General features: G+C 65.2%; 12 protein-coding genes. All 12 read right to left on the reverse strand.

Annotated elements, in window-relative coordinates; genetic code table 11:
* Positions 1-82 precede the first annotated feature (82 nt).
* The 12 genes from QOL57_RS12365 to tssB all read right to left on the reverse strand — a co-directional run bounded on the left by QOL57_RS12365 (position 83) and on the right by tssB (position 13150).
* Positions 83-370: a PAAR domain-containing protein gene (locus QOL57_RS12365; RefSeq protein ID WP_089237811.1), complete on the reverse strand. Its 288-nt coding sequence runs from the start codon at positions 368-370 to the stop codon at positions 83-85.
* A gap of 111 nt (positions 371-481) precedes the next feature.
* Entirely contained in the window at positions 482-1372 is an 891-nt protein-coding gene (locus QOL57_RS12370; protein WP_089237813.1) for a hypothetical protein, read from the reverse strand.
* Positions 1373-1444: 72 nt separating this feature from the next.
* A complete protein-coding gene (locus tag QOL57_RS12375) occupies positions 1445-2434 on the reverse strand; it encodes a hypothetical protein (RefSeq protein ID WP_089237815.1) in 990 nt (329 codons plus the stop codon).
* Between the two features lie 121 nt (positions 2435-2555).
* A complete protein-coding gene (locus QOL57_RS12380) occupies positions 2556-3416 on the reverse strand; it encodes a hypothetical protein (protein WP_141134232.1) in 861 nt (286 codons plus the stop codon).
* A gap of 151 nt (positions 3417-3567) precedes the next feature.
* Positions 3568-6336, reverse strand: coding sequence for a type VI secretion system ATPase TssH (gene tssH, locus QOL57_RS12385; protein ID WP_089237819.1), 2769 nt, complete (start codon positions 6334-6336; stop codon positions 3568-3570).
* Entirely contained in the window at positions 6333-7406 is a 1074-nt protein-coding gene (gene tssG / locus QOL57_RS12390) for a type VI secretion system baseplate subunit TssG (RefSeq protein ID WP_089237821.1), read from the reverse strand. Before tssG ends, tssH begins: the two co-directional genes overlap by 4 nt.
* Entirely contained in the window at positions 7370-9244 is a 1875-nt protein-coding gene (gene tssF, locus QOL57_RS12395) for a type VI secretion system baseplate subunit TssF (RefSeq protein ID WP_089237823.1), read from the reverse strand. Before tssF ends, tssG begins: the two co-directional genes overlap by 37 nt.
* Positions 9244-9747: a type VI secretion system baseplate subunit TssE gene (gene tssE / locus QOL57_RS12400; RefSeq protein ID WP_089237825.1), complete on the reverse strand. Its 504-nt coding sequence runs from the start codon at positions 9745-9747 to the stop codon at positions 9244-9246. Before tssE ends, tssF begins: the two co-directional genes overlap by 1 nt.
* A gap of 9 nt (positions 9748-9756) precedes the next feature.
* Entirely contained in the window at positions 9757-10566 is an 810-nt protein-coding gene (locus QOL57_RS12405; protein WP_089237827.1) for a type VI secretion system accessory protein TagJ, read from the reverse strand.
* A gap of 4 nt (positions 10567-10570) precedes the next feature.
* Complete coding sequence (locus QOL57_RS12410) at positions 10571-11071, reverse strand: type VI secretion system tube protein Hcp (RefSeq protein ID WP_089237829.1); 501 nt, start codon at positions 11069-11071, stop codon at positions 10571-10573.
* A 71-nt stretch (positions 11072-11142) separates the two neighbouring features.
* Entirely contained in the window at positions 11143-12639 is a 1497-nt protein-coding gene (gene tssC, locus QOL57_RS12415; protein ID WP_089237831.1) for a type VI secretion system contractile sheath large subunit, read from the reverse strand.
* Positions 12640-12643: 4 nt separating this feature from the next.
* Positions 12644-13150 (reverse strand): type VI secretion system contractile sheath small subunit, encoded by a 507-nt coding sequence (gene tssB, locus QOL57_RS12420; protein WP_089237833.1) that lies wholly within the window; start codon positions 13148-13150, stop codon positions 12644-12646.
* Positions 13151-13222: the final 72 nt, after the last annotated feature.

A 13222-nucleotide genomic window follows, 5' to 3' on the forward strand; every position in this document is an offset into this window, starting at 1 on the left:
TTCCGTCTCATTTCATGCAGGCGGAACTGATTTGGATCGACCTAAACGCGTGTGGTGGTCACAGAAGTGTTGCCGGCAGCGATCAACCCACCAGAACAGTGAAACACCCGAGCACGATCACCCCACCATGAGCGGTGGTATCGCCCAGGCGCGCAGCGGGCTGTCCTTTGATGAAGACCTTCATCGAGCCTTTGACGATGCTGTCGGGCGGGCCGACGCAGGTGCACAGATCACCGACCCGCGCTGCGGGCAGCCCGCCGATCAGCACGGTGGGCGCACCCGGCGCGGTGATGGGGCCACCGACGTGCGGAACCACGCCGGTGACCATCGGGCAGGTGTGGAGATCGGTCAAGCGCGCGGCAGGTTGCATCAGAGCACTCCACGTCGGGAAGCAAAGCCTGGCCTAGCCTGGCAAATGTGCCCGACAGAATGTCTCACCGTGCATGAGGCGCCTGCTGGGTGTGACCGCAGCCTGATTACCTCACTTGCCGACTGCCTTCTTCAGTCGATCCCTGAGCCGCTGCGCATCGGTCTTGCTGAAGAGCGTCATGCGGCCATCCATTGGCAGCGTGTCCAACAGCTTGCCGTCGCGGGACCTGAAAATGGAGTAGAGGATGAAATCTGCAACGTCTCCGCTTCTGCAGTAGACATCGATCTTCACCTCGATATGTGTCTTTCCCCGCAGGCACTCTTCTACCACCGACATGTACGTATTGAGAGCGTAATGCCCTGCAACGAGATTGCCAGCCAACGTGTACCCACCAAGGCAGACCGCTTGCAGATGGCACCACTCGTAGTGGTTCCGCGACGACAGCGAGAAGCGGCCGGCGTTGGGCGCACCGCACTTCACCGCGCGCTTCCACGCTGCGATACCGCCCATTGCAGTGCTTGTGCTCTTGCCGCGCTCTCCCCGCACTGCGGCGGTGATCTGGACCCGGCCCGATGACTTTTCCGCACCCTTGCGAGGAGGTCGAACCCGCAGGCCCGATTCCATATGCCCCAGGGTGAAGCGCATCGCGGGCGAGTACTGCTCCGGCGGCGCCCAGTCCTCGTCCGTACTCGCATACGCTTTATTCCTGGGTCGCTTCTGTGCGTCACCAGAGATCTCGTCGTCACTGTCGTCGTCATCGCTATAGATCACGGGCGCATACTTGCGCTTTACCGCCTGCCTGGCGACCTGGAACTCATACGATGGATGCAGCTCAGCGGTGCGCCTGCGGATAATGGGCGCTCCATGGCTCACCATGGTTCCTGCGCAATGCGGAACAATGCAGGCCAGCGTCTGGTGCTCCTTGAGCACCTGCTGCAGCGTGTCCCGCCTGATCATCAGAATCCGCCCGCATGCGCCACACCTCACCTTCTGCCAGACCATGTATTTCTCCTTCAAAGCGTTTCGGCCCACTCGCCTCGGCCAGGGATCATCGCGCCTTCAGCGACGCGCACATCAAAGACCTTCCGGCATGTCCAGTGCGATGTAATGCAGATGCGGACCCAGCTGTGTCCACTGATCGGCGGCGACAGCGGTTCTGTGCGCGCCGTCCAGAATCACCAGCTCAGGTGCTGAGCCAGCTTTTGCATGGATGAAGAAGCCTGGAGACAGCAGGTTCTCGCTGGCCTGCAAGTGGCCCACCGTATTGGATACCAGCAGGTGAAAATTCACCGCGCCGCGCGTGCTGTTTGATCTCAAGGCCGCAAGGTTATGTTCCTGGCAGATCTCGATGCCTGCGGTGAAGGTGCCGTCCGGAATGCCGAAGCTCGGTTCATCATTGCCGGGCGCGAACCTGTAGCGTCCCTGATACCGATCCATGGCCTTCTGGATGCCCGGAGCCGCAGGTAGCAGTGTCCCGCCGGGTCCTCGTCGCACCGTGTTGCCTGCCATGGCGGCAAGATCCCCCATTGATCCAGCGGCCCTGACCGATCGGTACCTGGGTGTGCCGTCTGCACCGTCCTTGTCCTTGCGCACGTGCATCTTCTTCTCGAAGCTTCCGCATCGCTGGCGATACAGCCGGAGCGCATCCTCAGGCAGGACTTCCCCACCCCCATGGCGCTTTCCATACAGGGCCAGCTGCTGCCCGTCGTAGTGGATGGGCGCCTCGTTGTGTACGCACCATTCGGATTTTTCGTCTCCCTTCCTGGCCTGTTCGGCCCAGCACACGCTGCCCCCCACCAGCAGGGTTCGCCTGAAGATCCGCGATGCCTCCGCCAATCCGTGCAGTGCTTCGTCGCGCTCCGACGGTGAGTACCAGCGAATCTGTTTTGCATCCGATCGACCATGCATGAACAGAAATTCCGCTGCGATGAAGACAATGAAGGTCGGCGTTGTCGCATGCGTGATCTGCAGCAGGTGGTTGCGGAGACGTGCCATGCGGCTGGCAACGTCTTCGTTTGCCATCCTTGCGGAATCCTCCGACCAGATTGCCACGATAAGACTCATCTGCTCATTTCCTTTGACTGGAGTGGGTACGGGCAATGAGCGATGGCAGCGGTCACGGCAAGCTCCCCGTAGCGCAGGAGGTCCTCTGGACAGGCAGGAGGTTCTGCTCCTCCAGGGCTGCTCAGCTCAGTTCGTATTTCACGACTGGCGGCTCATTCTTCTTTCCCTGTACGAGCCGCTTCACGTCCTTGATCGCCGACGATCTGGCATCCACGTTCTGCCGCCAACTCACATCCGCTGGACGTTGTCGACCAGGGGTCCATTCCGTCCGCAACGCCCAGCCGTAGCTTTCAGTCACGATCTCGCTGATGGGCCTGTTGTACGGGCGGCCTTGTTCCCACACTGGATAGCTCGCATCGCTGCTTCCATGCACTGCCTTGTAGGGACTCAGCAGCGACCAGCACCATGCCCAGATCACGATGTCTCCGCACCTCATGCGTTCCATGCTGAGCCGCTTGGTCCGCTTCATGCTGGTCCCAGCAGTGGTGCCGACGTCCCAGATCGTCACCTTGGGTCCGGTCTTGTTCGGCATCAGTTCCTTGCGTAGGTGCTCACGCTTGATGATGTCCTCCGCCACATGTCGCGGATCTTTCAGGGAGTCATGGAACAGGCCTGAATCCGACGCCTGGATGATTGTTCCCTGTGTCGTGCCGTGGCGTCCGGTGAATACAGAGACCCCCTTCCTGTTGCCGTCAGCATTCGTGTTGCCACCCGCACATATGGAGTGGATCAGGTCGACCCAGCCCTGATCATTGCCGGTCGTTACCGTTACATAGAGATTGCCGACACGCACCCATGGGCAGTAATCGCCTCCTTTGATCTGCGTGTACTGATCGATCCCGGCGGTTGTGTACGAGCAGCTGAGACCATCGAAGATCTTCCCTGAGCTAGGAAGGTTCAGATCTGCTCTCCATCTATCGGCATCGATCCTCTGCCGGTCGAGCTCAGTCTTGTTGAACAGCCGTGCCTTGTCACTGGCCAATCTCGTGCAGTAGCTGCAGCGTCCAGGCTCGTGCATAGGCCCCTTGCACGATTCCTTGCGCGCGTTGCTCTCACACCCCTCTACCTCCTGGGTCCTGCACGAGTTGCAGGCCAGGACGGTGTAGGGACCTGCGCAATCGTTCCGACGTTGCTTACAGCTCATCGCATTTCTCCACCTGATTTTCGGACAGGCAGTAACGGAATCTGCCATCGCCAATGGAGACGGACACGCCAGAGGCAGAGTCTCCGCCGACCATCCCGGCCAGGAACACCCGACTGATCTCCGGCAACATCGAATTGGTCAGGATCGCGTCGATCATCCTTCCACCCGATTCCCCTTCGGTGCAGCGGCTCACCACCAGCTCAACCACCGAGTCGTCGTACTCGAACGGAATGCGGTAGTGCGCCTCCACCCGCTTCTTGATGCGGTTCAACTGCAACCGCACGATGCGTCCGAGCATGTCCGCGCTCAGCGGGTAGTACGGAATCGCCACCAACCGCCCCAGCAGCGCCGGCGGGAATACCTTCAGCAGCGGTGCGCGCAGCGCCTTGGCCATGCTCTCCGGGTCCGGAATCAGTTCCGGGTCGGCGCACAGGCTGGCGATCAGTTCGGTGCCGGCATTGCTGGTCAGCAGGATCAACGTGTTGCGAAAGTCGATGCGGCGGCCCTCGCCGTCTTCCATCCAGCCCTTGTCGAACACCTGGAAGAACAGCTCATGCACATCCGGGTGCGCCTTCTCCACCTCATCCAGCAGCACCACCGAATACGGTTTGCGGCGCACGGCCTCGGTCAGTACGCCGCCTTCGCCGTAGCCCACGTAGCCAGGCGGCGCCCCTTTCAGCGACGACACCGTGTGCGCTTCCTGGTACTCGCTCATGTTGATGGTGATCAGGTTCTGCTCACCGCCATACAGCGCTTCAGCCAAGGCCAATGCGGTCTCGGTCTTGCCCACCCCGGACGTACCGGCCAGCAGGAACACACCAATCGGCTTGTCCGGGTTGTCCAGGCCCGCACGGCTGGTCTGGATGCGCTTGGCGATCATCTCCATCGCGTGGTCCTGACCGATCACGCGCTGGCCCAGTAGCTCCGGCAGTCGCAATACGGTGTCGATTTCGTTGCGCGCCATGCGCCCGACCGGAATGCCGGTCCAGTCCGCCACCACCGCCGCGACCGCCTGGTGATCGACGGTCGGCAGGATCAGCGGTGATTCGCCCTGCAGCGCGCCCAGCTCGGCCTGCACCAGCTGCAGGCGCGCCAGCAGTGCGTCACGGTCGGTTGTCTGCACTGGCGCCGCAGCTACCAGCGTATCGCCATCGGCCTGCGCCGCAGCTGCCTCCAGTTCACTGCCAGTGCCTTCCACCGGGGCGTGACCGCCCCGCAGGCGCGCACGCAGATCGAGCAGCTCATCCACCAGCGTCTTTTCGGTTTGCCAGCGCTGCTCCAACGCAGCCAGTCGTTGCTGCTCGTCGGCCAGTGCCTGCACGCACGCGGCTGCACGCTCGTCCACCAGAATGCCAATCGCAGCCTCGCGATCGATGATGGCCTGTTCGGTCTGCAGCGATTCGATGCGCCGACGGCTGTCGTCCACTTCAGCCGGTACCGCATGCAGGCTCACTGCCACCCGCGCACAGGCAGTGTCGAGCAGGCTGACCGATTTGTCCGGCAGCTGCCGCGCGGGAATGTAGCGGTGGCTGAGCTTGACCGCCGCCTCCAGCGCTTCGTCGAGAATCTGCACCTTGTGGTGCTTCTCCATCATGCTGGCTACACCGCGCATCATCCGCACCGCGCGCGCTTCGTCGGGCTCCTCCACCTGTACGGACTGGAAGCGCCGGGTCAGCGCCGGATCCTTCTCGATGTATTTCTTGTACTCGGCCCAGGTTGTGGCGCCGACCGTGCGCAGCGTGCCGCGCGCCAACGCCGGTTTCAGCAGGTTGGCCGCATCGCCGGTACCGGCCGCGCCACCGGCGCCTACCAGGGTGTGGGTTTCGTCCACGAACAGGATGATCGGCGCCGGGCTGGCCTGCACTTCGTCGATGACTGCGCGCAGGCGCTGCTCGAACTCGCCCTTCATGCTGGCCCCGGCCTGCAGCAGGCCCACGTCCAGCGCCCGCAGCTGCACGTCCTTCAGTGCTGGCGGCACGTCACCGCGTGCGATGCGCTGGGCCAGGCCTTCGACCACGGCGGTCTTGCCGACACCGGCCTCGCCCACCAGGATCGGGTTGTTCTGCCGGCGCCGCATCAGGATGTCGATCACCTGGCGGATCTCGTCGTCGCGGCCGATGATCGGGTCCAGCGTGCCATCACGCGCCTGCGCGGTCAGGTCGCTGGTGAAGCGGGCGAGCGCTTCCTGCTTGCCCAACGCGGCCGGCGCGATCGCGCCGCTGGCTTCACCCGGCGCTGCGGCATTGCCCAGCGCGAAGCCATCGGTCGGCCGCTGGCCGTCCTCCGGCGAACCCGCGATGATGGTGGCCAGACCGTCACTCAACGCTTCCGGCTTCAGCCGGTCGAACTCGCGCGAGATCGCCGACAGCGCGCTGCGCAGGCTGCGGCTGGAGAGGATGCCCAGCAACAGATACGCGGTTCGCACCTGGGCCTCACCGAAGCCCAGCGACGCCTGCACCCAGGCGCGTTCGACGGTGTCTTCCAGCGTGGCCGACAGATCGGTCACCCCACCGGCCCCGCGCGGCAGCCGCTCCAGTGCCTCGGTCATATCGCGCGCCAGCCGCGCCGGGTCCAGCTGTGCGTGGCGCACGATGCGGTGCAGGTCCGAGTCCTGCAGCTGCAGCAGCTGGTGCAGCCAGTGCACCAGTTCCACGTACGGGTTGCCACGCAGTTTGCAGAACACGGTGGCGCTTTCGATGGCGCGGTAGGCAAGCGGGTTGAGCTTGCCGAACAACGCGCTGCGGCGGATCTCGGTCATGGTCGCGGTCCAGGTCGGTCATTGAAGGCAATCGCGGGGCGCGGATGCACCACCACATCGTCGGCGTCGGCCACGCTCCAGGCACGGCGGCCCAGCCAGGTATCCAGGCCCAGGCGGCCACTGCGGCCCAGCCGCGTCGTCGGCACCTGGTCAGCACGCAGCAGCAGCTGCACATCCCAGGCCTGGGTGTCACCGCTGTGGCTGCGCACCAGCGCAACCAGGCGTGGCAGCATCTGCCCGCCCGGCAACCACTGACGGAAGTGGGACAGATCGAGCGGACCCACTCGTAGGCGGAAGCGATGCTGGCAACCACGCACCTGGCTCCCGAGCACCGCACTGCGGCCCAGCACGTTGCTGCGCCCACGTGTACCCAGCAGCAAGCGAGCGTCGGCAGGCAGGCGCATCCATTCGGCGATGAAGCCGATCACCCGCACCGGCACCTGCAGGGCGGCTTCGATCAGCGCGCGAAGGCCTTCGGCGTTGCGCGCCATCGGCAGCAGACGCCCAGCGTGATGGCGGCGGAAATCGTCGTCCAACGCGTCGCGGCGCTGCAGCGCAGGCTGTGCCAGCCCCACCAGTGCGCCCAGGTACAGGCGGAAACGGTCGTCATCCGGACGATCGGCCTGCACCACCGGCTGTGCATCGGCCCAGGCGCGATAGAACAGGCTCTGCAGACGGTGGTGGAACATATCGGCGAAGGCCACCAGGCTGTCATCGCGCGCACTGCGCTGGCGTTGCAGCGCGTACTCGGTCAGGTGCAGCGGCAGTGGTCCGTTGGGGCCGAACAGACCAAAGCCGAGACTGCGCAGCTGCGGTGGCCGGGTATGAGTGGCCGCCAGCAGCGCATCCACTTCGCGCGGCGCAAAGGCCAGGGTGGGTGCCTGCTGCAGGCGCAGCGGATCCTCGCCGGGGCGGGTCGAATGGCCCCAGCGCGGATGCTGCGGGTGCGTGCGCTCCAGCAGGCGCAGCGCGGCGAACAGCTCGAACGCGTGCGGCGCCGCGGTCAGGTGCCGCATCAGCGCAGCGCGCGCGTCTACAGCGACAGCAGCGCGCCCGGCCTGGCCGTCCATCGGGCTACCTCGTTGCGTTCGACGGTGCGCAGCACGGTTTCGGTGAAGGCATTGATCGAAACGTAGCGTGCGAAGAAGTGGCGCAGTACCGAGGCCAGCAGATAGGCGCCGGTGCCTTCGAAGGCGGAATCCTCACAGGTCAGGGTGATCTCCAGCCCACGGCCGAAGGTGATCGGGCCGGGAACCGGGATGCGCCTCACGATCGAGCGCGCGGCCACCCCGCGCAGACCTTCCAGCTGGCGCTGCGCGCCGGCATCGTGCGGGTCGCAGTACAGCGACAGCATCTCGCGCAGGGCGTCGGTGCCGCGGCCGTCGCCGTCCTCGAACAGTGACAGGTAGTTCAACTGCAGGTGGCTGAGCAGCTTCCACGCGCTTTCGCCACCATCGCCGGCCGGCCGCGGCCGGGTCGGCCCGGCCACGCAGCGGATCGAGGCCACCGGTGCACCGTCATCCAGGCTGAAATCGGTGCGGCCTTTGCCCACCGGCATCTGCAGCGGCAGGTCGCGGTTGCTGCACAGCAGCTGCAGTCCAAGTTGGCGCAGGCGGCTTGGGAACGGGGTGTCGGCGGCATCGACCAGGCTGACGAATACCTCGCTGCCCACGTAGCTGGACCGTGCACCCTGCCGTCGCTGCCGTGCCGACAGCTGCCGCGGCTCGCGACGCAGCGTGTAGTACGCGCCCTGCGGATCGTGCCAGGTGCGTGCCTGGCTGCCATAGAACGGCGCGAAGCGCTGTTCCGGCGCCTGGCCATCGCCAAAGCCCTCCACGGAGCTGACGCTGTGTACTTCCAGGTCCAGTGGGCGCGTGCGATCGGGCAGCACGTGGTACTCATGTCGGCCTGGCAGCAGGTGGATGCGGTCGGCGGCCTGCGGGAACAGGTTGATGGCCGGCGTGCAGTACAGGCGGAAGTTGTCCACCCCCACGGCGTTGTGCAGGCCCGGCTCGCTGCGGTCCAGCAGTACCACGATCTCCAGCTGGTCGCCGCTGGCGCGCTGCACCACCGGACGCAGCCCGCTCAGCTCCACGAACAGGAAGCGTTCCGGGCAGGCGAAGTATTCCTGCAACAGGCGATAGCCACCGAACGAACGACCGTCGTAGGGCAGCAAGGCCTGCGTGTCATCGAAGCCACCGGCACGCAACGCATCGGCGCCCAGCCAGCGCGCAGGTCCATCGCCCGCGCGCAGCCAGCAGCCGCAGGCGTTGCCCAGCAGTTGCTCGTACAGGCGTCGGGGCAGTCCATCGGCGCCGGCCAGGAAGACCGGCAGTACATCCAGCGCCAGCGAATCCAGCGGCACTCCCCCCTGGGTCTGCAACCGCAGGCGCAGGCCGGCACGGGCGACACTGCCGGCGGGAATGGCGACCTCGGCAGCGGCGAGCGCCGCCGGACTGTCGAAGTAGCGGGCCTCCGCCAGTTGCAGCGGCCACAGGGTGACGTCATGCGCGGTACGGTACTCGCACGCGGTGCGCTCGCCGGCTACTGACATTGCCCGCAGGCTGCTGTGGCGCGGCACGCGATGGCCGGCAGCGAGCTTGGCGTCCTTCAGGTCCGGCTGCAGCTGCACCACAGCCATCGACGGCACCGGTGCCAGGAAATGCGGGTAAACCATCTCCAGCAGATGCTGGGTGAACACCGGATACTGCGCATCCAGCTTGACCTGCACCCGCGCGGCAAGAAACGCGAAACCTTCCAGCAGACGCTCTACGTACGGATCGGCACACTCCATGCCATCCATGCCGAGGCGTCCGGCAATCTTCGGAAACTCGCGGGCGAACTCGGCGCCCATGCCGCGCACATGCTGCAGCTCACGGTTGTAGTGGCGGAGCAGGCGCGGGTCCATCAGGCGCTGCCCTCGACCAGATCCATGCGTCCGGTCTCCAGATCGACTTCGGTCTTCAGGTACAGGTTCAGCGGAATCGGTTGTGCCCACATCTCCGAGCGGATATCGAACACCAGCGAGCGCCGGTCCATGCGCTGCGCGTTGGCCTGCACGGTCACCTGCAGCGTGTGCGCGATCAGTCGTGGCTCGAACGCCAGGATCGCCTCGCGCAGGCGCCGTTGCAGGGTGGCCACGTCCAACCCGGCCAGTTCCAACCCGGTCAGGTCGGGAATACCGTAGTTGAGCACCGAGCGGGCCACCTCCGGCATATCGTCCAGGCGCTGGCCTGCGGCCAGGTGCACGCTGTTGAGCAGCCACGACAGATCACGCATCACGCATTCGCGCAGCCGGTTGGCCGAGATCACCCGCTGTTCGCGGCTCTCGTCGCGCTGCAGCGGTGCGTCGTCGGTCAGGCGGTCAAGCAGCGAAGGCTGCAGGCGTTCGGTGGTGGTCAGCTCGGCCATCGCGCGACCTCAGTCGGGATGGTGGAAGTGCAGCTGTCGCAGCTGCAGCAACGGATGGTCGCCGGCATCGCTGGCCAGCATGCGTTGGCCACGGCCTGCACCGTGTTCGTCCCACTGCGTGCGCCGGGCCAGCTGCAGCGCACTGTCGTCATCGTTCTCACTGCCGGGGTAGCGCGCGGGGATGAAGGCGCGCATCGTGGCGCCCTGGCGCAGCACCAGCTCGGCCGGCGCCCACACCAGGTCACGCAGATCCTCGGGTGGGTCCAACCGCAGCTGGTCCAGCCCGCTCATCGGCAACCAGGCGTAACCGCTCGGGGTGATGACCTCCAGACACGGCCCGAAGCGTGGATCTGCATCGGCCAGCCACGCGAAAGCTTCGCCGTCGCAGTCGCCAGCCACCGCCGGCGCCTGTTCGAACGCCTGCCCACGCAGTGCCGCGGCCGCCTCGACGTGGCCCTGCTGCTGCAACTGCAGCGCCTGCAGCAGCGGCGCCAGCCACGCCGCCGGTGCCCCCAGCACCGGTGGCAGGCGGCGGCCGGCAAACACCTCGGCGCGCACCTGTTCGGCCTGCAGCAATGCCTGCCCCGCCGTCCCCAGCAGCGACAGTCCGGCGTCCAGCTGCACCGCCGCCTGCAGCTGTGCCTGCGCCCGCTGCCATTGACCGAGCACGGCCAGCAGCTGGAACAGGAACAACCGTTCAGCGGCAGCCGTCGGCGCAGCACGCACCCGCTCGCGCTGCGCCTGCAGCGCCTGGCTCAGTTGGCCGGCACGCAGCAGGTCCACGGCATGGGCAGCCTCGACGTCCGGCGGAAGGTGCATGGCATCAGCCCTTGGCCACGGCCTGCATGTCGTAGGTGAAGGTCTTGGCCGCGCCATCGGCGGTGCCGTCCGGCTTCTGCGGCTGGAAGCCATACTGGAACTTGCCGAAGTGCAGGGTGATGTTCTCGGTCAGGCGATCCTCGCCACCGGAACCGCCGGTGGATACCGAGGTGATCAGCACACCGTTGGACAGATGCAGGGTCACGTAATCGGTCTGCTCGCCGGTGGCATTGGTCACGTACAGCCAGGCTTCCTCGATGCGAGCGCCGGTGCAGGCGGCCTGCAGCAGCGCGTTGGAGCTCTTGTCCACGTACTTGGTGATTGAGATGTCCTGGATGTGCGCCTTGCCGCCGGAACTGACACCGCCACTGTGCAGGTCGCCGCTGTTGCTGGCACCCCACGACCAGGCCAGCACCGGGATCTCGCCCTTGTGCTTGGCATGGGTGGAACCGCCTTCGATGGTGACCGAGCCACCCTTGAACTTCAGATGCATGTCGAATGCCATGGAACTGCTCCTTTATGGGCTTTCGTATCGAGGTGCCAGCCGCAGTACGGCCGGCACGGAAACCATGAAAATCAGGCCTTGGCCTGTGAAGGCAGGCGCGAAACCAACCGCAGCGAGACCGTCAGTCCTTCCAGCTGGTAATGCGGCTTGAGGAAGAACTTGGAGGTGTAGTAACCAGGCGCGCCCTCCACTTCCTCCACCACCACTTCAGCGGCAGCCAGCGGATGGCTGGCCTTGTACTCCTCGCTGGAGTTGGCCGGATCACCATCGACGTAATTGAGGATCCAGTTGCCCAGCCACTTCTGCATCTGCTCGCGGCTGGAGAACGAACCGATCTTGTCGCGCACGATGCACTTGAGGTAGTGCGCGAAGCGGTTGCAGGCGAACATGTACGGAAGCCGCGCCGCCAGCGCCGCGTTGGCGGTGGCATCGGGGCTGTCGTACTCGGCGGGCTTGTTCAACGACTGCGCGCTGATGAAGGCGGCCATGTCCGAGTTCTTGCGATGCACCAGCGGCATCAGCCCCAGCTTGTCCAGTTCGGCCGAGCGGCGGTCGGTGATCGCCACTTCAGTCGGGCATTTCATGTCCACGCCGCCGTCGTCGGTCGGGAAGGTATGGGTCGGCAGGCCCTCGACGGCGCCGCCGGATTCAATGCCACGGATCCGGGAACACCAACCGTACTGCTTGAACGAGCGGTTGATGTTGACCGCCATCGCATACGCTGCGTTCTGCCAGGTGTAGTGGCTGGAATCGGCGCCGGAGGTGTTCTCCTCGAAATCGAACTCGTCCACCGGATTGGTCGCCGCGCCATACGGCAGGCGCGACAGGGTCCGCGGCATCGCCAGGCCGATGTACTTCGAATCTTCCGAATCACGCAGCGAACGCCATGCGGCGTAGTCAGGCGTAGTGAAAATCTTGGCCAGGTCGCGCGGATTGGCCAGCTCGTCCCAGCCATCCATGCCCAACAGCCGCGGTGCCGCTGCCGACAGGAACGGTGCATGCGCCGCCGAAGCCACCTGGGCCATGCCGGCCAGCAGCTCGACGTCCTGCGGGCTCTGGTCGAAGTAGTAATCACCCAGCAGGCAGCCATACGGCTCACCACCGAGCTGGCCGTATTCCTGCTCGTACACCTTCTTGAAGATCGGACTCTGGTCCCACGCCGTGCCCTTGTAGCGCTTGAGCGTCTTGCCCAGCTCCTTCTTGGACACATTGAACACGCGGATCTTCAGCTGGGTGTCGGTTTCGGTGTTGTTGACCAGGTAATGCAGGCCACGCCAGGCACCTTCCAGTTGCTGGAAGTCGGGGTGGTGCAGGATCTGGTTGAGCTGCGCAGTGAGCGTGCGGTCGATCTCGGCGATGTAGGCCTTGATCGTCTGCGAGACGTCGTCGCTGACGATATCGGCGCGGCTGAGTACCTGCTCGGCCAACGTGCGCACCGCCGACTCCACTTCCTGTTGCGCGCGGTCGCTCTTCGGCCGGAACTGCTTGTTGAGCAGCTCGGCGAAGCCACCGGCTTCGATCACGGTACCGGTTTCGCCACCGGCGTCGAGCAGTTGTTCGGTGGACATGTGCTTACTCCCCGTCCTTGTCGCTGGCGTTCGGCGCGGCCACCAGTGCCTGCAGCAGCGACGGATCGCGGATCGCCTGTGCGATCAGCTCCTCCGCGCCGGCCTTGCCGTCCATGTAGGTATCCAGGTTCGCCAGTTGCGCGCGCGCCTGCAGCAGCTTGGCCAACGGCTCGACCCGGCGGGCGACCGCTGCCGGCGAGAAGTCGTCCATGCTCTCGAAGGTGATGTCCACGCTGAGACTGCCTTCACCGGTAAGGGTATTGGGCACGCTGAAGGCCACCCGCGGCTTCATCGACTGCAACCGGCTGTCGAAGTTGTCGACATCGATCTCCAGCGCCTTGCGCTCTTCCAGAGAGGGCAACTCGCCGGCATTGGCACCGGACAGGTCGGACATCACCCCCATCACGAACGGCAGCTGCACCTTCTTCTGTGCGCCGTACACCTCAACGTCGTACTCGATCTGTACCCGCGGCGCGCGATTGCGGGCAATGAACTTCTGGCTGTTCGCCATGGCCTGGCCTCCGATGGAAACGGGTCGTGCCGGGCGCCCACGGGCGTCGGCCTCGATGCGGGGCAAGTCTGC

This window comes from Stenotrophomonas sp. yr243, assembly GCF_900184195.1.
Lineage (GTDB): Bacteria > Pseudomonadota > Gammaproteobacteria > Xanthomonadales > Xanthomonadaceae > Stenotrophomonas > Stenotrophomonas lactitubi.